The sequence below is a fragment of the Carbonatibacter coralli genome (assembly GCF_039592655.1).
Taxonomy (GTDB): Bacteria; Pseudomonadota; Alphaproteobacteria; order Kiloniellales; family Kiloniellaceae; genus Carbonatibacter; species Carbonatibacter coralli.
In genome coordinates this window covers 32,047-51,474 of the sequence record NZ_JBBUTJ010000007.1, presented here as the reverse complement: position 1 = coordinate 51,474, position 19,428 = coordinate 32,047, and the positions used below count along the sequence as shown (strand labels likewise).

Annotated in this window: 14 protein-coding genes; 5 read left to right on the top strand and 9 right to left on the bottom strand. The window is 54.2% G+C overall.

What is annotated here, in order from left to right; all coding sequences use genetic code 11:
- Positions 1-160 precede the first annotated feature (160 nt).
- The 6 genes from AAAH10_RS14200 to tpiA form a co-directional block, all read right to left on the bottom strand.
- A complete protein-coding gene (locus AAAH10_RS14200; RefSeq protein ID WP_343564720.1) occupies positions 161-478 on the bottom strand; it encodes an FtsB family cell division protein in 318 nt (105 codons plus the stop codon).
- 158 nt (positions 479-636) lie between these two features.
- Positions 637-1,914, bottom strand: a complete 1,278-nt coding sequence (eno, locus tag AAAH10_RS14195) for a phosphopyruvate hydratase (RefSeq protein WP_343564718.1) — start codon at positions 1,912-1,914, stop codon at positions 637-639.
- 63 nt (positions 1,915-1,977) lie between these two features.
- Positions 1,978-2,835: a 3-deoxy-8-phosphooctulonate synthase gene (kdsA, locus tag AAAH10_RS14190; RefSeq protein ID WP_343564716.1), complete on the bottom strand. Its 858-nt coding sequence runs from the start codon at positions 2,833-2,835 to the stop codon at positions 1,978-1,980.
- Between the two features lie 188 nt (positions 2,836-3,023).
- Positions 3,024-4,652 carry a CTP synthase gene (pyrG, locus tag AAAH10_RS14185; RefSeq protein ID WP_343564715.1) on the bottom strand — a complete coding sequence of 543 codons (1,629 nt, stop codon included), beginning with the start codon at positions 4,650-4,652 and terminating at the stop codon, positions 3,024-3,026.
- A 212-nt stretch (positions 4,653-4,864) separates the two neighbouring features.
- A complete protein-coding gene (gene secG, locus AAAH10_RS14180; RefSeq protein ID WP_343564714.1) occupies positions 4,865-5,203 on the bottom strand; it encodes a preprotein translocase subunit SecG in 339 nt (112 codons plus the stop codon).
- A gap of 182 nt (positions 5,204-5,385) precedes the next feature.
- On the bottom strand, positions 5,386-6,150 hold the full coding sequence (gene tpiA, locus AAAH10_RS14175) for a triose-phosphate isomerase (protein ID WP_343564713.1): 765 nt from the start codon (positions 6,148-6,150) through the stop codon (positions 5,386-5,388).
- A 307-nt stretch (positions 6,151-6,457) separates the two neighbouring features.
- Here tpiA and AAAH10_RS14170 point away from each other — a divergent pair, with 307 nt between their 5' ends.
- Positions 6,458-8,353, top strand: a complete 1,896-nt coding sequence (locus AAAH10_RS14170; protein ID WP_343564711.1) for a peptidylprolyl isomerase — start codon at positions 6,458-6,460, stop codon at positions 8,351-8,353.
- Between the two features lie 2 nt (positions 8,354-8,355).
- Entirely contained in the window at positions 8,356-9,885 is a 1,530-nt protein-coding gene (gene trpE, locus AAAH10_RS14165; protein WP_343564709.1) for an anthranilate synthase component I, read from the top strand.
- 47 nt (positions 9,886-9,932) lie between these two features.
- On the opposite strand, the gene AAAH10_RS14160 is transcribed toward trpE, so the two are convergent.
- Positions 9,933-11,360, bottom strand: a complete 1,428-nt coding sequence (locus tag AAAH10_RS14160) for an MATE family efflux transporter (RefSeq protein ID WP_343564707.1) — start codon at positions 11,358-11,360, stop codon at positions 9,933-9,935.
- A 385-nt stretch (positions 11,361-11,745) separates the two neighbouring features.
- On the opposite strand from AAAH10_RS14160, the gene AAAH10_RS14155 reads away from it, so the two are divergent.
- Entirely contained in the window at positions 11,746-12,936 is a 1,191-nt protein-coding gene (locus AAAH10_RS14155; RefSeq protein ID WP_343564705.1) for a mandelate racemase/muconate lactonizing enzyme family protein, read from the top strand.
- Positions 12,937-13,006: 70 nt separating this feature from the next.
- On the opposite strand, the gene AAAH10_RS14150 is transcribed toward AAAH10_RS14155, so the two are convergent.
- Entirely contained in the window at positions 13,007-14,419 is a 1,413-nt protein-coding gene (locus AAAH10_RS14150) for a sensor histidine kinase (protein WP_343564703.1), read from the bottom strand.
- A gap of 251 nt (positions 14,420-14,670) precedes the next feature.
- Here AAAH10_RS14150 and AAAH10_RS14145 point away from each other — a divergent pair, with 251 nt between their 5' ends.
- Positions 14,671-15,852, top strand: coding sequence for an aminotransferase class V-fold PLP-dependent enzyme (locus AAAH10_RS14145; RefSeq protein ID WP_343564701.1), 1,182 nt, complete (start codon positions 14,671-14,673; stop codon positions 15,850-15,852).
- Positions 15,853-15,874: 22 nt separating this feature from the next.
- Positions 15,875-16,114: a hypothetical protein gene (locus AAAH10_RS14140; RefSeq protein WP_343564699.1), complete on the top strand. Its 240-nt coding sequence runs from the start codon at positions 15,875-15,877 to the stop codon at positions 16,112-16,114.
- A 73-nt stretch (positions 16,115-16,187) separates the two neighbouring features.
- Here the strand turns inward: AAAH10_RS14140 and AAAH10_RS14135 are convergent, their stop codons facing one another.
- Positions 16,188-19,370 (bottom strand): efflux RND transporter permease subunit, encoded by a 3,183-nt coding sequence (locus tag AAAH10_RS14135; protein ID WP_343564698.1) that lies wholly within the window; start codon positions 19,368-19,370, stop codon positions 16,188-16,190.
- Positions 19,371-19,428 lie beyond the last annotated feature (58 nt).

The window sequence follows — 19,428 nt, the reverse complement described above, 5'->3', positions numbered from 1 at the left end:
AATCCCCTATCTTTTCCCTTAAAGAAAGCTGCAGACAGAAATACGGGTTAAACAAAGGCGGACGCACTGTGAACACAACAGTACAGAAATCAGATCAGGGAACCATAATTCAAAGTCACGCACCCAGGGGGCCATCAGCAGGCCAAACAGCTGCAAAAACCTATTGCGGGTTTCGCAGGAAAACCAGGTCTTCATTGCGCCCGTAATTCAGAACAATGCGGGCGCGCTCTTCCAGCATATCCGGGTCAAGGTTTTCCGGACGCAGAAGGGCCACTCTTTTCCCAAGGCGTTCCAGTTTCAGAGCAACAGCATCTCGCGCAGCTTCTCTCTCGGCAACTTCCTGTTTCAGAACCAGCAAGGACCAGAAACCGCGGTCGCCTTCAATGGTGTGATAGGCAAAATAGCCCACAAGCGCAGCCGCAAGAACCTGCGGTACGACAACACGTGAGCGCTTTTGAATTTCACGAACCAGAGACATAAAAACGGAACCGGAAAAAATCGGATACAGAGATATCTGCAAAATAGCAGGAGTTGGTAACAGAACTGTTAACAAAATACCCTATAAAACCAAAGAGGTAAAAAGAAAAGGGCACCCAGGGTGCCCTTTTCCGGATCAGCTTTGTAAAGCGTTGCGCATTATTTGCGCAAAACAGATGTCCCTGCATAGAGACCGGCAAAGCCCAGCTCTTCCTCGATACGGATCAACTGGTTGTATTTCGCCAGACGGTCGGAACGGGACAGGGAGCCTGTTTTGATCTGACCGCAGTTTGTTGCAACAGCCAGATCGGCAATCGTGCTGTCTTCCGTTTCACCGGAACGGTGGGACATCACGGCAGTGTAGCCCGCACGATGTGCCATTTCCACAGCTTCCAGTGTCTCTGTCAGGGTTCCGATCTGGTTGACCTTCACCAGAATGGAGTTCGCAACACCCTGCTCGATACCACTGGCAAGGCGTTTCGGGTTGGTGACGAAAAGATCATCGCCAACCAGCTGGACCCTGTCACCAACCAGTTCGGTCAGCGCTTTCCAGCCTGCCCAGTCATCCTCGGCCATGCCGTCCTCGATAGACAGGATCGGGTAGCGGTTGCAAAGATCAGCCAGGTACTGCGCCATTTCCTCGGAACCGAAGGTCTTGCCCTCACCGGCCATGACATACTTGCCGTCCTTGAAATACTCGGTGGATGCACAGTCAAGCGCCAGCATGACATTGTCACCCAGCCTGTAACCGGCTGCCTCGACAGATTTGGCAATGAAGCCCAGAGCCTCGTCTGTTGATTTCAGGCTCGGTGCAAACCCGCCCTCGTCACCAACGTTTGTGTTGTGGCCGGCATCACTCAGCGCCTTTTTCAGGGCATGAAAGATTTCAGAGCCCATCTGGATTGCATGGGACCCGCTTTCGGCACCCACAGGCATCACCATGAATTCCTGGATATCAATCGGGTTATCCGCGTGCTCGCCACCGTTGATGATATTCATCATGGGAACCGGCAGGGTACGTGCATAGCTGCCACCGATATAGCGATAGAGCGGCATGCCCGCATCTTCTGCAGATGCGCGCGCGACAGCAAGGCTGACGCCCAGAATGGCATTGGCACCGATACGGGACTTGTTTTCCGTCCCGTCCAGCTCGATCATGGTCTTGTCGATGCTGATCTGGTCATCGGAATCAAAGCCGAGAAGAGCGTCGGCAATTTCCGTGTTCACGGCTTCAACAGCTTTCAGAACGCCTTTCCCGTTAAAGCGGGACTTGTCACCATCACGCAGCTCGACAGCCTCGTGCGCACCGGTGGATGCACCGGATGGAACCGCAGCACGCCCGAAAGCGCCACTTTCCAGAACGACGTCCACTTCCACAGTTGGATTACCGCGTGAATCAAGGATTTCGCGGCCCCGAATATCTACGATCATGCTCATTGTGATCTCTTACTCCATTGTAACGGGTGTGGGGGAGGCACGAGAGGGCTTGCCTCGATTGAATTACATAGAAAAGGGATTGGCCTTGGTCAAACGATCCAGCTCAACCAGAATAGCCAGCAATTCCTTCATTTTTTTGACAGGCACCATATTTGGTCCGTCAGACGGTGCATTGTCAGGATCATCATGCGTTTCCATGAACAGACCTGCTACACCGACAGCGACAGCAGCACGCGACAAAACCGGCACGAATTCACGTTGTCCACCAGTACTGCCACCCTGCCCGCCCGGTTGCTGAACGGAGTGCGTTGCATCAAAAACAACCGGACAGCCGGTCTGCTCCGCCATGGTTGGCAGGCAGCGCATGTCGGAAACCAGAGTGTTATAACCGAAAGAAGCTCCACGCTCACAAAGCATCACGCGATCATTGCCGCTGTTCAGTGCCTTGTCGGCAACGTTCTTCATGTCCCACGGCGCCAGAAACTGCCCCTTCTTGATATTGAGCGCAGCCCCTGTTTTCGCCGCTGCGACAACCAGATCGGTCTGACGGCACAGGAAAGCCGGAATTTGCAGGATATCAACAACCTCTGCAACAGCAGCACACTGTTCCGGAGAGTGAACATCCGTGATGACCGGACACCCGAACCTGGCCTTGATATCGGAAAAAACCTCAAGAGCCTTTTCCAGACCGATACCACGCTCGGCCTTCAGGCTTGTGCGGTTTGCCTTGTCAAAAGAACTCTTGTAGATCAGCGGAATGGAAAGATCGGTACAGATTTCATTCAGAGCCTCGGCCATTTCAAAGGCGTGCTCCCGACTTTCCATCTGACAGGGACCGGCAATCAACACAAACGGCAGATCATTGCCAAAGGTTACATTTCCAACCTGAACGTGACGTGTCGGCACGGCTTGAGCTGTCATCGATTTTTATTCCTTCATTTCGGCTTGAAAAGCTTGAGTGGACAATAAAAAGAAAAAACCAAAAAAGAAAGGCCAAAGCGCGGCAATTCAAAACGCCCGTGTCTTTTTCCTGCCCAGCATCGCAAGCAAAAAGGGCGAAGCAGGATCAGCTTCGCCCTTTTCATCAAATCAGTTCAATCCGGGACGGTTCACATCAAGCGGGACTGCTCGATCGCCGCCTTGACAAAGGATGTGAAGAGCGGGTGCGGATCAAAGGGTTTGGACTTCAGCTCCGGGTGGAACTGAACACCGATAAACCAGGGATGATCCGGGTTCTCGACGATCTCCGGCAGGTTGCCATCCGGAGAAAGACCGGAGAAACGCAAACCAGCAGCCTCGAGCTTTTCACGATAGTTGATGTTTACCTCATAACGGTGACGGTGACGCTCCTGTACAGTATCGGAACCGTAAACCTCACGTGCCAGAGAGCCTTCTGTCAGGGCACAGGGATAGGACCCGAGACGCATTGTACCACCGAGGTCATCGCCATCCTTGCGCTCTTCGGTTTCATTGCCGCGTGTCCATTCGGTCATGATACCGACAACAGGCTCTGTCGTCGGGCCGAACTCTGTCGAAGATGCGCCCTTGATGCCAGCCAGGTTGCGCGCTGCATCCAGAACCGCCATCTGCATGCCGAAACAGATACCGAAGTAAGGCACCTTGTGCTCGCGGGCAAAACCGACAGCAGCAATCTTACCTTCGGAACCACGCTCGCCAAAGCCGCCGGGAACCAGAATGCCGTGGACTTCAGACAGGGCTTCTGCCGTGCCATCACCTTCAAAAATCTCGGAATCAAGCCACTTGATCTTCACGCGGACATTGTTCGCAATACCACCGTGAACCAGCGCTTCAGCAAGGGACTTGTAGGCATCCAGCAAGGAGGTGTACTTGCCAACGACACCGATGGTCACTTCGCCATCCGGCTCGCGGATGATCTGGGAAATCTCGTCCCAGCGGGTCAGTTCCGGCTCGGACTGATCAAGGCTGAAGTGGCGACAGATTTCCTCATCCATCCCCTGCTCGTGATAGGCGCGCGGAACCGCATAGATTGTGTCAACGTCAAGCGCCGGGATAACGGCTGACTCACGAACATTACAGAACTGTGCAATCTTGCGGCAGGCACTGGCAGGAATTTCCTGCTCACAGCGGCACAAAAGCATGTCCGGCTGAATGCCCATACCCTGCAGTTCCTTCACAGAGTGCTGGGTCGGTTTTGTTTTCAGCTCACCGGCCGATCTCAGGTACGGGATCAGCGTCAGGTGAATGAACATGCTCTTTTCACGCCCCAGCTCATTCCCCAGCTGACGGATCGCCTCAAGGAATGGCAGGCCTTCAATATCACCCACAGTTCCGCCGATCTCACAGAGAACGAAATCCTCATCTGTCAGGTCGGAGAGAACGAATTCCTTGATCGCATTGGTGATGTGCGGGATCACCTGGATGGTCGCACCCAGATAGTCACCACGGCGCTCCTTGGCCAGAACCTCAGAGTAGATTTTGCCTGTGGTCACGTTGTCACCCTTGCGGGCATGCACACCTGTGTAACGCTCGTAGTGTCCCAGATCGAGGTCTGTTTCAGCCCCGTCATCCGTCACAAAGACCTCACCGTGCTGATAGGGGCTCATGGTCCCCGGGTCAACGTTGAGATAGGGATCGAGCTTGCGAAGGCGGACCTTGTAACCGCGCGCTTGCAACAGCGCAGCAATCGAAGCTGCGGCCAGCCCCTTTCCAAGGGAAGAGGTTACGCCACCAGTGATAAAAATAAAGCGTGTCGTCATAGAGGAGCAGGATCTCTTGATAGAGTTATGACCAACGCCCGTACTTGGGCTCTTCATTCAGAAAAGCGCCGGGCATGGGCACGATACAACAAAGCATGCCTCCGGACAAAGCCCGAAGGACATACAATTAGGAAATTTTCAAAATATCCGGATTGGAAACCCAAACAATGGCCACACAATCCGGATACGTCAGCAATCTGCGACCAGCCTCTTTACTCGGAAACAGGCGGAGACAGTGGTGCGTCTTCAGGCAGCACGTCTTCTACAGACGGAACCACAAGACCATCCGTGATTGATGAGGTGCGCGAACCGTTGTCGGCAACAATGGTGTGCAACAGGCTCAAACCGATAAAACAAGCCGCGAGAATGGCTGTTGTGCGTGTCAGCAGGTTTGCTGTGCTACGGCCGGACATCAGTCCACCCATACCACCTGCGCCGCCAGAGCCGCCTCCACCGATCCCAAGGGCACCGCCCTCGCTTTTCTGGAGGAGAATCACACCGATCAGTGCCAGCGCGACCAAGAGATGAATGACCAAAAGGACATTGCTCATCAGGGATCTCTTTCTAAAGCTTCAAAAGTTCAGAGCGATTTCTCTCGGGCAAGACCCGATTGAATCGCAACGAAAGGGGTTTTAGCCTGTTCACACCACAATGACCAGACCTAACTGAAATTTTTCTGCCGCCTTCGCACAAAGCCTGATGTTTGAGCGAAGGGCGAACAGAAAAACTGACGTCAGAGAGTCGCAAGCGCGATGGCCCAGAAATCGTCGGCCTTCAGGCTTGCCCCGCCGATCAGCGCCCCGTCGACATCGTCGACAGAAAGCAGTTCATCAGCATTGTCCGGCTTGACCGAGCCACCATAGAGCAACGGAACCGTCTGGCCGCCCTGCTCACCCAGCAACTCAATCAGCAATCTGCGCAACGCAGCATGGACCTCTGCCACATCGGAAGCCGTTGCCGTCTTGCCAGTGCCGATCGCCCACACAGGTTCATAGGCCACAATCAGCCTGTCTGCGCCAGAGTCAGCAGCCGACAGATCCGGCAGACCATCCCTGATCTGCTTTTCGACAACAGCCAGTGTCTGACCATCGGAACGTTCCTGTTCGGTTTCCCCGATACAGAAGATCGGTGTCAGCCCCGCACGCAAGGCGGCTTCGGCCTTGGATCTGATTTGATTATCAGTTTCGCCGTGATCCTGTCGGCGCTCGGAGTGCCCGACGATCACATGGCTTGCCCCCAGATCGGCCAGCAACTCCGGAGACTGATCCCCGGTATGGGCTCCCCGGGCGTTCTGATGACAGTCCTGCCCCCCGACATGAATCGGTGTTCCGGCAGTCTGCTCAGCGACAGATGAAACGAGAAGTGCAGGAGGGCAAACCACGACCTCCGCCTTCAAATCTCCCCACTCCGGCCTGGACAAAAGGGATTTTACAAGATCCTGAGCAAAGGACCTGTCACCATTCATTTTCCAGTTTCCAGCAATAACTTTGCGCGCCATATCGATTCCCGCCCTTTCTGTTGTCTTGGGTCGTCTGTTTTTCAGCAACAGTCTCAACCTGAGAGGGCGTCTCGTCGAGAGATAGGTTCGATGACTGTCAGGCCCCTATTCTTAATGCCCTGAAAGCCATTGAAAAAGTGAATTTTCACCCAAAATGCCACAGAAGCACCATAAAGAGGCTTCAGAAGACTTGCTCCACCCCCTCTCCCTCCATAATATGCGACAGCTTAAAGGGCTTCGTCCCTGACAGGAATTTTGACAAGCAGCCTGGAAAAACGCTGCAGTGAAGACTGATCGGAAGAAAAGAATGGCAAAAACAGGTTCCTCCCTTGCGAAGAAATTAATGGCTTATGTCTTGTTCGGGCTGTTGATTCTCAGCTTCGCAGCTTTCGGTATCGGAGACATCTTCACAAACTTCGGCAACAACCAGCCCGTTGCAAAGGTTGGTGATCGCGAGGTTTCCCAGCAGGAATTCGCCCGGGATCTTTCCAACCGCATCCAGCAGGTTTCCAGCCAGTTCGGCCAGGCCATCTCTCTGCGACAGGCACAGGCCCTGGGCCTTGGCGATCAGGTTCTGGCGACACTTGTCAGCCGCCGTCTCTTTGAAATCCAGAGCGAGAAAATGGGGCTGGTTGCCCCTCGCGAGATTCTGCAAAAGGAACTGGTCAAGGTTGAGTCCTTTAAAAACGAATCAGGTGTTTTTGATGCCAACCGCTTCCAGAACATCCTCTACCAGAACGGTCTGAGCGAAGAACAGTTCCTTGTTTCCCTTGGCAACGACATTGCCCGTGATCAGCTTTTTGCCCCTGTCCGCCAGGGTGTTGAAATGCCGACAGCACTGGCGCGTGTTCTGCAACAATACCAGTCAGAAGAACGCTCCGTGGATGTGGTTCGCATTGATCACTCAGCCTTCTCTGCACCGGCTGCACCGGCAGACGATGTTCTGGCGAGTTTCTACGAGACCGTCAGCAACAGCTTCATGGCCCCGGAATACAGGGCTGTCAGCTACATTCATCTGGATCCGGCTTCTGCAGCCGCCAAAATCGCACCGACCGAAGAACAGATTCAGGACGAATTCCTCGCTCAGCAAAGCCTGCTGGCAAAACCGGAAAGCAGAAAACTGTCCCAGGGCATTTTTGGTGATCAGGCAGACGCACAGGCCGCAGCAGATCGTATCAATGCCGGTGAAGACTTTGCTGCTGTCATTACAGAGCTTGCCGGCCTGCCACCCGTTGATCTCGGTGACGTGACATCCGGCTCCTTCCTTCCGGAACTGACCGGCCCGGCCTTTGCCATTGCTGCAGGTGAGATTACAGCCCCCGTTCAATCCCCTCTCGGCTGGCATGTCGTGAAGGTCGAAAGCATCACTCCGGGTGAAGAGGTCACTCTTGAAGAAGTGCACGACCAGATCACCCGGGACACAGCTCTCCGCCTTGCGACCGAAGATCTGGTCGTTGTTGCAAACCAGCTTGATGACGAACTGGGCGGCGGTTCAACACTGCAGGAAGCAGCAAACAATCTCGGCCTTGAGCTTGTGACGCTGAACGCGGTTGACGCAGAAGGCCTTGGCAAGGATGGAAACCCCGCCTCTGATCTCGCACTGAACCAACAGTTTGCCGCTGCTGTTGCTGCCACGGAAGCAGGCTCTGAAAGCCTGCTGGAAGAACTGAACGAGGGAGGCTACTTCATCGTTCGCGTTGAGAGCATTACGCCTCCTGCTCCACGTGCTCTGAACGAAGTCAGAAACGAGGTGATCGCCCTCTGGCAAGCGGATCAGCAGCGTCAGGCTGCGGACACCGAAGCTGACAAGCTCCTGAACGATCTGAAGGCCGGTAACCTGCCTGTGGCTTCAAACGGCGTGTCCGTTCAGCAAAACACCCTCCTGTCCCGCACCACCCAGGAACTGGACGGTCAGGCTGCAGCACAGGCTGTTAACGCGATCTTTGCTGCAGGAATTGGGGAAAGCCTCAAAGCCGATGCAAACAATTCAACCTTTGTCGTGCGCGTCAATTCCCGCTCTTTCCCCCAGGGTGCAGAAGCTGAAAAAAGCGTTGCTGAACTGCGGGACAATCTGGCTGCGCAATACCAGCAGGATGTGTACAACGGCTACCTGAGTTCCCAGGAAGAGGCCATTGGCGTTTCCATCAACGCCGATGTTCTCGAATTGATCTACTCCGGCGTTCCTGCACGCGGAGGACACTAGGCATGTCCAGAATTGAAACAACGGCCTTTGAAGACTTCAGGAAAACCTTTGAATCCGGATTACCCCAGGTTGTTTGCTCCACGCTGATTGCCGATCTCGACACGCCGGTCTCGGCCTTTCTCAAACTGGCTGGATCGCGCCCGAACTCCTTCCTCTTTGAATCTGTCGAAGGCGGAAAGACAATCGGCCGCTATTCCTTTCTTGGCTTTGATCCCGATCTCGTCTGGCGCTGCAACGGCCAGCAAGCCGAAATAAACACAAGCTACAAAAGCGACAAAGACGCCTTTGTTCCCGATGACAAACCGGCACTCGACAGTCTGCGGGCCCTCATCAAGGCCTGCCAGTTTGATCTGCCGGATCACCTCCCCCCCATGGCAGCCGGCCTGGTTGGCTACATGGGATACGAGACCGTCCGTCTGATGGAGGATATCCCGACAGACAAGCCTGCGCCTTTGGGAGACAATGTTCCCGAAGGCCTCTTTATCCGTCCGACAGTTACAGCGATTTTTGACCGTATCGAGGATCACATCATCCTCTCGACAGCGGTATGGCCGGAACAGCACGACACTGCCAGAGACGCTTATGAAGCGGCTCTTGAGCGTCTGTCGAATGCTTCCGCAGATCTGAAGGCTCCCCTTGATCGTTCGGACGAGGATCTTGTCGAGGACCTGCTTCCCCCTGAAGCGGAATCGAACATGACGCGGGAAGAATTCCACGCCATGGTGGACAAGGCCAAGGAATACATTCTGGCAGGCGATATCTTCCAGGTTGTCCTGTCGCAGCGTTTCAAGGTTCCCTTTGCCCTGCCTCCCTTTGCACTCTACCGGGCCCTGAGGCGGATCAACCCTTCGCCGTTCCTGTTTTTCCTGAACTTCGGGGACTACTCCGTGGTCGGGTCCAGCCCTGAAATTCTTGTTCGTGTCCGCGACGGCAAGGTCACCATCCGTCCCATCGCGGGAACCCGCAAACGCGGTGCGGATGATGCAGAGGACAAGGCACTGGCAGAGGACCTTCTCAACGATCCGAAGGAGCTGGCTGAACACCTGATGCTGCTCGATCTGGGACGGAATGATGTCGGCCGCGTCGCCGAGATCGGTTCGATCTCCGTGACTGAGCGCATGATCATCGAGCTTTACAGTCACGTCATGCACATCGTGTCCAATGTCGAAGGCACGCTCGATGAAAAACGCGCTGACCTGATCGACGCTCTGGCAGCAGGTTTCCCGGCCGGAACAGTGTCAGGTGCTCCAAAGGTACGTGCGCTCGAAATCATTGAAGAGCTGGAGCCTGAAAGACGCGGCATCTATGGCGGCGCTGTCGGCTATTTCGGCTCCGGAGGCGGCATGGACACCTGTATCGCCCTGCGCACGGCGATTGTGAAGGACGAGACCATCTATATTCAGGCCGGCGCCGGGGTTGTTGCAGACTCTGTGCCCGAAAACGAGCATCAGGAATGTCACAACAAGGCACGGGCTCTGGTCCGCGCAGCCGAAGCTGCCGTCCGCTTTGCCACACGCAAGGACAATCTCTGATCTGACCGGAACCTGACCTTCCGGACCATGCAAGGGGTGGAGCCTGATCAGGCTCCACCCTTTCTGTTTTTGTCATCGGCTGCTGAGGGTTCTTCCTCAATGGAGGAAGCATTGACCATCCGGCTTGAAACAAAAGGCCAAAGCGGCATGCGGACGCGCCCTCCAACCGGGGGTTTAACGTCACTTTCAACACCGGAAAGATGATGTTGCTCCAAACGATTGATGAGAGCCAGACACAGGATTACAGCCAGAACGGCGATAATTGCCGCACCGATCGACTGTCCGATCAGTGCGCCTTCAGCGCCATACCAGACCGCCCCCAGATAGACAAAGGGGATGGTCCCGACAGTTGCACGACCAATGTTTGAAGCTGTCGCATAAAGCGCCTTGCCGAGATTGTTGAACGCCGCATTTGCCAGAAAGAGAATTCCCTGAAAATAGGCAAGGGGAACCAGAAGAAGGCAAAAGACAGAAATCAGTTCCGCCGCTTCCGGCGACGCATCAAAAACAACAACAATCCACTCTTCCCCGATCAGGAAAAGTCCCCAGAGAACCAGAGTATAGGCTCCCAGAAATTTCATGGAGGCAAAAATCGTTTCCCTGAGCCGGTCAAAGCGTTTTGCCCCGTAGTTCTGCCCGACAATCGGCCCCACCGCTCCGGACAGGGAATAGAAAAGCGTAAAGGCAAGAGGCGTGATCCGCGCAATAATGGCGTTGCCCGCCATGGCAGCAACACCGAACTGAGCCATCGTCACTGTCACATAGGCCGTTCCCAATGGCGTCGCCAGATTGGTCAGAACAGCAGGCACGGCAATCCTGGAAAGCGGCAGCACATCCCTGAAGAACAGGCTCCAGCGAAAGGCGTGCCCCATTTTGTGATATCCGAACACATCCAGCAGACCGACCCCGGCCATCACCATTCTGGCTGAAACCGTAGCAAGCGCAGCGCCTTCAATGCCCAGAGCCAGACCGAAAATCAGGATCGGATCAAGCACAGCATTCACAATGCCCGCATAGACATTGTTGCGCATGGATCGTCTTACATCGCCCAGACTGCGCAGGATGGCACCACACTGCATGCCGATATTCATAAGCGGCATGGTGGGAATAATGATGCGCAGATAATCGACAGCCAGTTGATGTGTCCGGCCTTCTGCTCCCAGCAGGGTCATAACCTCCGGCAAAAACGGCCACAAAAAGCTGACGACGACAAGCGAACAGAGCACACCGAGCATCATGCCGTTTACGGTCAGACGCCGAGCAGCCTCGTCATCCCCGGCTCCAATGGCCTGCGAAACCAGCGCAGAGGTCCCGATAAACAGCCCGACCGACAGGGAAATGGTAAAAAACAAAACGGTTCCGGCAAATCCGACAGCCGCAGCAATCTCCTCCTCACCCAGCAGGGAGAGAAAAAAGAGATCAACAAGGTCAACGACAAAAACGGCCAGCAGCCCAACGGCTGACGCCGAGGACATTACCACCACATGTCGCATGATCGAGCCTTCAACAAACCTCGATTTTACTGCCTTTTTCCCATTTGAAGTTTCCCCCGTCTGATCCGTGAGGATGTCCTGCGTTTCAGCTTCGCTGTTCTGTTCTTGTCCTGCCATAGGCCTGTGTATTCCGCTTTCAAGTGAGACAAGGCTTATATCAGGTCTTTGCTACAAATGAAAAACAACAGAGACAAAAATAGTAACAGCCCCAACAGATTTTTCCATCTTTCCTTCCCGAGACATCAAAAAACTGAGCCATCCCTCCCGTTTTTTTTGTCCTTGGCTTCCATCAATTTCCTTGAATGTCTCCTCAGGTCTGGCACGCTTCAACACAACACACAAAACAGGAACAACAGGGATAGCTCCTATGAAAGTCGTCGATCTGGAAACCTTTGTGGTCGCCCCTCCTCCCCCGGCCTTTGGCGGGCGGTACTGGGTGTTCGTCAAGCTGACAACAGACAACGGCATTGTCGGTTACGGCGAGGTCTATGCTGTTCCCTTCAATCCGAAGGTTGTTGAGTTGATGATCAGGGATGTTTTCGAACGCGACCTCGAAGGACGTGATCCCTTTCAGGTCGAGGCCCTGTGGCGACGCATCTATTCCACCTGCTTTACACAGCGTCCCGATGTTTCACTCATGGGCATTGCAAGCGGGCTGGACATGGCCTGCTGGGACATCATGGGCAAGGCCCTTGACCGTCCTGTTTATGATCTCCTCGGAGGCAGGGTTCATGACCGCCTTCGAAGCTACACCTATCTCTATCCGGGAGAGACCGACAAGGACGATTTCTACCATGATGTTGATGCCTCAGCCGAGCGCGCAGCAGAATATGTCAAACAGGGTTTCACAGCTCTGAAGTTTGATCCCGCGGGCCCCTATACAACCTTTGATCCCAGCATGATTTCCCTGGAAGCCATGGAGCGTTCTGCAACGTTCTGCAAGAGGATCCGTGAAGCGGTCGGGAGCAAGGCCGACCTGCTGTTTGGAACACACGGACAAATGTCCCCGGCAAGCGCCATAAGACTGGCCAAATATCTGGAACCCTATGATCCGCTCTGGTTCGAGGAGCCTGTTCCTCCGGGCAATGCAGACGCCATGGCGCGTGTTGCACGCAGCACATCCATCCCTGTTGCAACCGGTGAACGCCTGACAACCAAATATGAGTTCAGCGAACTTCTGCGCAAGGAAGCCGCCTCCATCCTCCAGTTCAATTCAGGCCGTGTGGGCGGCATCACGGAAGCGCGCAAAATCGCGACCATGGCTGAAGCGCACTACGCCCAGATTGCACCTCACTGCTATTGCGGGCCCATCGAGGCTGCCGCAAACATCCAGGTCGACACAGCCAGCCCCAATTTCCTGATCCAGGAAAGCATCAAGCAGTTTGACGATTTCCACGCCCAAATCCTGAAAAAGCCTCTGCAATGGGAAGAAGGATATCTTATCCCTCCAACAGAACCCGGGATCGGGGTCGAACTGGATGAAGATGTTGCAAGGGCTCATCCCTTCGAAGGTGAAGGCATGCATCTGGAAATGCTCGACAAGCCGCTCTGGCATTAGAATTTCAAGCTTCAAACAGAAAAGCCTGCTCCTGAAGAGCAGGCTTTTCATTTCACAAGAAATCCATTCATTACTGGGGAATGGTCAGAACAGCGCGGGTTCCCTCTCCTCCGAGGCCCTTGAGTTCAAAATAGCCGCTATGGCGTTCAGCCACCCACTGAACCACGGAAAGCCCCAGTCCCAATCCGTCCTGCCCTTCTGTGTTCTCCCCGCGGAAGAACTGCATGCGCACCTGATTCAGTTCATCCTCACTCAGGCTCTGTCCCCTGTTTTCGACAACGAAGGAAACAGTACCGTTCTTCCTTTCGATCCAGAGCTCCACCGGACTGCCTTCCGGGGAATAGCGCAGGGCATTGGCCACCAGATTGTTCAGCGCAATGACAAGCTTGTTCGGGTAACAAACAATCTCCTGCCCTTCCAGTTCATCCGCATAGATCTGCAAACGGTGGCGCTCGAGGGGTTCGCTCAGGCTCTGGAAAATACGCTGCTGCATAAGAGCAACATCCAGTGAGCGCATCGGGTCCTCTTCCTTTTCCAGATCCGTACTGTCGACCAGAACATGATCCATGAGCAGGTGAAGCTGTGAAGCCTTGCTTCGGACCTCTTCCAGACGCTGTTCCTGCTCTGGTTTCAAAGCGCCGTTTGCCGTCATCAGAAAAAGCTGCATGGAGCGGTCAATCATCGTAACGGGATTGCGGAACTCGTGAATGAGTGTGTAGATCAGTTTCTGTTTTTCTGCACGAAGATGCTCGGCCTTTTTCAGGGCTTTGCGGAGGGCCTGCTGCTGTTTTTCAAAACAGGCACCGATGACCGCAATGTAATGCGCCAGACCAATAAAGAACGCAAAGAACCAGAGGAACTGGATTGAAACAACAGGGAGATCAAAATAGGTTCCGCCGGTCGAAACGCCCAGCAGGCTCAATGAAAAGTAGGAATGAAACAAACCGTTCAGTCCCATCAGACAGGCAATTGCCAGACTGGACGGACAACGCTCCCCTCTCAGGAGGGCCTTTTTGTAGTGCAGATAGAAATGGATGCCATAGACCCAGCTACACAGGGCATAAAAGGAGCTGGTCACAATGGTTCGCTTCATGACCTGCGGTTCCGCAAAGGTCCAGAAGAGTGTGGCTGAAAAACAGAAAATACCAATAACACTGAGGGTCAGCATGATCCGCGACGACAGAAAAGCCTGTTGCTCTTCCCAGAAGACGCGACCGGCATAGACCAGTGCCAGATGCCCCAGAATGATCAGCGTATTGGTCAGGACAACAGACAGGGACGTCGACTCGAACCCCTGTCGATAGAAAAGCGACAGAAGCCCCAAACCGATGAACGCCTTGCTGACCACCCACCACAGCAGTGCCTGCTCTTTCCTCTGCAAAAAGAGGAACAGAAACATCACCATCGCAATAGCAGTAAAAAATTCTCCGAAGCCCAAGGCAAAGACAAGGGTTTTCGGATCAACCTCCGATAACAGAAACACAGCCCCAAATCCTGTTTTCGTTTCTCTTGAAAAGCAAAATCCTCAACAACACACGACAGGATAAGGAGAAAGTCTGTCCTGAAACCTGATCTGTCTGTACAGACCGCCCCACAGAGTCCGGACATCATTCCCCCATTTCGAGAGGCTCATAACACAAAAAAAACCGGAAGGCTCTGTTTTATTTCATTTTATTTATTCCCGTATTACTATCCACGTGAAATCACGAATAGAAATGGCTGGAGATACGGGAAATGGCACTTGATCTGGAAGTAATCCGCGAAGAAACCCGCGCGTGTGACCGCCTGATCCACTTTAACAATGCAGGCTCCTCACTGATGCCTGCTCCCGTCTCGGACGCCCTGCATGAATATCTGGACCATGAAGAACAGTACGGCGGCTACGAGACAGCAGAGCTGCTCTCTGACAGGCTGGAGAACTTCTATAAAGCCTCGGCCAAACTGCTGAACTGTTCTCCGGACGAGATCGCCTTTGCAGAAAATGCAACGCGCGCATGGGATATGATCTTCTACAGCCTGCCTTTGAAGGCCGGTGACAGAATTCTGACCTGTGAAGCCGAGTACGGCAGCAATGTCATTGCTTATCTGCACAGGGCCGAAAGCTGCGGAGCCGAGATTGTCTTCATCCCGGATGATGAAAACGGAGCTGTCGACCTCAAGGCGCTTGAAGCTGCCATTGATGACAGCACAGCCCTGATCACAATGAGTCACATTCCAACAGGAGGCGGACTGGTCAACCCGGCCGCAGAGGTTGGAAAGATTGCAAAAAAGCACAAGGTTCCCTTCCTTCTGGATGCCTGCCAGTCCGTTGGCCAACTGCCTCTGGACGTGGAGGACATCGGCTGTGACTTTCTGACCGGAACCGGACGAAAATATCTGCGCGGACCGCGCGGGACAGGACTGCTCTACATCCGCAGGGACTGGATCGACAAACTGAACCCGGTGCTTCTGGACCAGCACGCTGCAACCCTGACCAGCCGTACAGCCTACACACTGAGAGGTGATGCCAAACGCTTTGAAAACTGGGAAAAAAACTTTGCCGGAATGGCAGCACTGGGCGTTGCAATCGACTATGCCCTGTCCCTTGATCTGAACAGCATCAGGGACCGCATCTATTTCCTGGCAGATCTTCTGCGTACAAGGATCAAACAGGATATTCCGGGCGCAACCCTGACCGATCTTGGTTTGGAAAAATGCGGGATTGTTACCTTTACAGTCGCCGGACACGACGTTGACGAGATCAAAACAGCCCTGCGAAAGGAACAGATCAATGTCTCCCGCTCGCAAGGCTCGGGTTCACTGATTTCCTTCGAGGCACGGGGTCTGAAAAAGGTTGTTCGCGCTTCCGTGCACTATTACAACACAGAGGACGAAATCGAAGCCTTTGTGGCCACGCTCAAAAAGCTGACGGCCTGATCCTCACCGGAAAGTCCCTTTCATGTCCCATCCACAATCCATTGCAGACATTCAAAAACGCCTGAACGATCTCAGTGCAGAAATGATCACACTGATCCAGAAATACGGACTGGATGCTGCCCACCCTCTGGATGTTATTGATACAGCCCGCCGGAAGATATCCGATCAGGCCGACTATATCCGCTTTCTGGAACTTTCCCTGGAAGGCCGCATTCTCGGCGAGGTCGCCGATCAGATGGGCCAGACAAGCGGCAGTGCCTGAAAAGGAAGACAGTCAGAAAAAAGCCCCCTGCTCATCAAAGCAGGGGGCTTTTCCTTTTGAAACACTTTACGGATCAGCCCGCTTCCTTCACATCCGCAGGCTCCTGCACTGGATTGTCCTTTTTCTTCAGGGCAGCTTCGAGCTTGCGAAGAAGAACATAGAAAACAGGCGTGAAGATCAGGCCGAAGACTGTCACACCGATCATACCATAGAAGACCGCAACACCGATGGCCTGACGCATTTCAGCACCGGCGCCCTGACTGACCACCAGGGGAAGAACGCCCATGATAAAGGCAATGGAGGTCATCAGGATTGGTCGCAGACGCAGGCGTGATGCCTCGATAGCGGCCTGAACAATTGAGCGGCCCTCACGCTCCAGCTCCCTGGCAAACTCGACAATCAGGATCGCGTTTTTCGAGGCAAGCCCGGCAAGAACAAAGAGCGAGATCTGCGTGAAGATATTGTTGTCTCCCCCGGTATACTTGATCCCCAGCATGGCCGAGAGAATGGCCATGGGCACAATCAGAATCACCGCCAGAGGCAGGGTCAGGCTCTCATACTGCGCAGCCAGAACGAGGAAGACAAGGAACAGACAGAGCGGGAAGATAAAGACCGCCGTGTTGCCTGCCAGAATTTGCTGATAGGTCAGCTCGGTCCACTCATAGTCAATCCCCGGTGGAAGTGTTTCCTCCAGAATTCTGACGATGGCATCCTGTGCCTGACCGGAAGAGTATCCCGGCGCGGCATCTCCGTTGATATCAGCCGAGCGATAGGCGTTGTACCGCGATGCGATTTCCGGACCGAAGGTCTCCTCAACCTCAAGCACAGAACCAAGAGGAATCATCTGTCCCTCAAGATTGCGGGTTTGCAGGGCAAGAATGTCATCCGGCTCGGAACGGAACTCCTTGTCAGCCTGCGCAATGACCTGATAGGTCCGGCCAAACTGGTTGAAGTCATTTACAAACCGGGAACCAAGATAGATCTGCATGGTCCTGAAGACCTCTTCGACCGAGATCCCCAGACGCTCCGCCTTGGTGCGATCCAGATTTGCAAAAAGCTGCGGATAGCTGATGTTGTAGTTGGTATAAACACGGGTCAGGGCAGGATCGGCATAGGCCTTGCCAAGCACCTGCTGAACCGCATTGTCCAGAGCTTCATAACCAAGGTCATTGCGGTCCTGAACCTGCAGTTTGAAGCCGCCCGTGTTCCCCAGACCGCTGACCGGAGGAGCCGGGAAGATCGCAACAAAGGCCTCCTCAATCGTGTTGTACTTCTGCTGCAGGGCTCCCGCAATGGCAAAGCCGTTGAGATGGGGCGCTGTTCTTTCGGAAAAGTCATCCAGTGTGACAAAGACAATACCTGAGGCCGGGCTGTTTACAAACCCGTTCACAGACAGGCCCGGGAACTGAACAGCACTGGCAACACCCTCCTGTTGCAGGGCAATTTCCGCCATTTCGCGCATCACCTCTTCAGTCCGCTCCAGTGTAGCGCCCGGAGGCAGCTGGGCAAAGCTGATCAGATAGCCCTTGTCCTGCGCGGGAACAAAACCCTTGGGAACCGACATGAAGGTGTGCCCGGTCAGGTAAACAAGACCACCAAAGATCGCCATCATGATGACCTTGCGCGTTGTGAAAAGACCAACAGCCTTTGCGTAGCCATTCTGACTTTTCCCGAACCCGATATTGAAAAGCCTGAAGAACCAGCCAAAGAGGAAATTCAGCAGCCTTGTCAACCAGTCCCTTTGCTCGTGCTCCGGCTTGAGCAGCAAGGCAGAGAGCGCCGGGCTCAACGTCAGGGAATTGATGGTGGAAATGAAGGTCGCAATCGCGATGGTCAGGGCAAACTGCTTGTAAAACTGTCCTGTCAGACCACTGACAAAGGCAATCGGGACAAAGACAGCGGCAAGAACAAGCGACGTGGCAATAATGGGCCCTGTGACCTCTTTCATCGCCTGGATGGTGGCCTCCTTCGGGGTCTTGCCACTGGCCACGTTTCTCTCGACGTTCTCGACAACAACAATGGCATCATCGACAACAATACCAATGGCCAGAATCAGACCAAAAAGCGAAAGCACGTTGATCGAAAACCCGAAGGCATACATGAAGGCAAAGGTACCAACAATCGAAACAGGCACGGCCAGAAGAGGAATGATGGAGGCCCGCCAGGTCTGCAGGAAGATGATCACCACCAGCACCACCAGCAGGATCGCCTCAAGCAGGGTCTTCATGACCGCTTCGATGGAATCACTGACAAAGACAGTCGTATCGTAAACGATGGAATAGTCCACATCATCCGGGAAAGTCTGCTTCAGGCGCTCCATGGTTGCGCGGACATCCTGTGCAATGTTCAGGGCATTCGCCCCCGGAGAGGCGAAGACAGCAATGGCCGCCGCCTGCTCGTTGTTCAAAAGGGAACGAAGGGCATAGGTCTGGGCATCCAGCTCGACCCGCGCCACATCGGACAGACGGGTGATTGTCCCGTTTTCATCGCGCTTGATGATGATCTGCTCGAACTCTTCACGGCTTTGCAGGCGCCCCTTGACGTTAACAGGAGACTGAATCTGGATGCCGTCATCATAGGGAGGCCCACCGATCACACCCGCTGCAACCTGGAGGTTCTGCCCACGAATGGCATCCACCACTTCCGAGGCTGTCAGATCCAGTTCGGCAATTCTGTCAGGGTTCAGCCAGACACGCATTGCGTAATCACCGGAGCCGAACATCAGCACCTGCCCCGCCCCTTGAATTTTCGCGAGTTCATCCCGCACGTTCAGGGTTCCAAAGTTCCGCAGATACAGCATGTCATAGCTGCCGTTGGGCGAACGCAGGTGAACCACCATTGTCAGATCGGGAGACGACTTGGTCACCGTTACCCCGAGATCACGCGTGACCTCCGGCAGGCGGGGAAGCGCCTGCTGCACTCGGTTCTGAACAAGCTGCTGAGCCAGATCCGGATCCGTTCCGATCGCAAAGGTCACACGCAACTGCATGGCTCCGTCCGAAGACGCCAGAGAGTTCATGTAGAGCATGTTTTCAACACCGTTGATCTGCTCTTCCAGCGGTGTTGCGACTGTCTCGGCGATAATTGCAGGGTTCGCCCCAGGGAATTGGGCGTTGACCACCACAGACGGCGGAGAGACTTCCGGGTATTCGGAAATAGGCAGGCGCAACATGGCAATGGCGCCAGCAATGAAGATAAGAATGGACAGAACAGAAGCAAAGATAGGTCTGTTCACAAAAAATCCGGAGATATTCATGGCAATGTCTCAACAGAAAGGGAGTGCATCAGCTTGATGCGCAGGATTGGACGACACA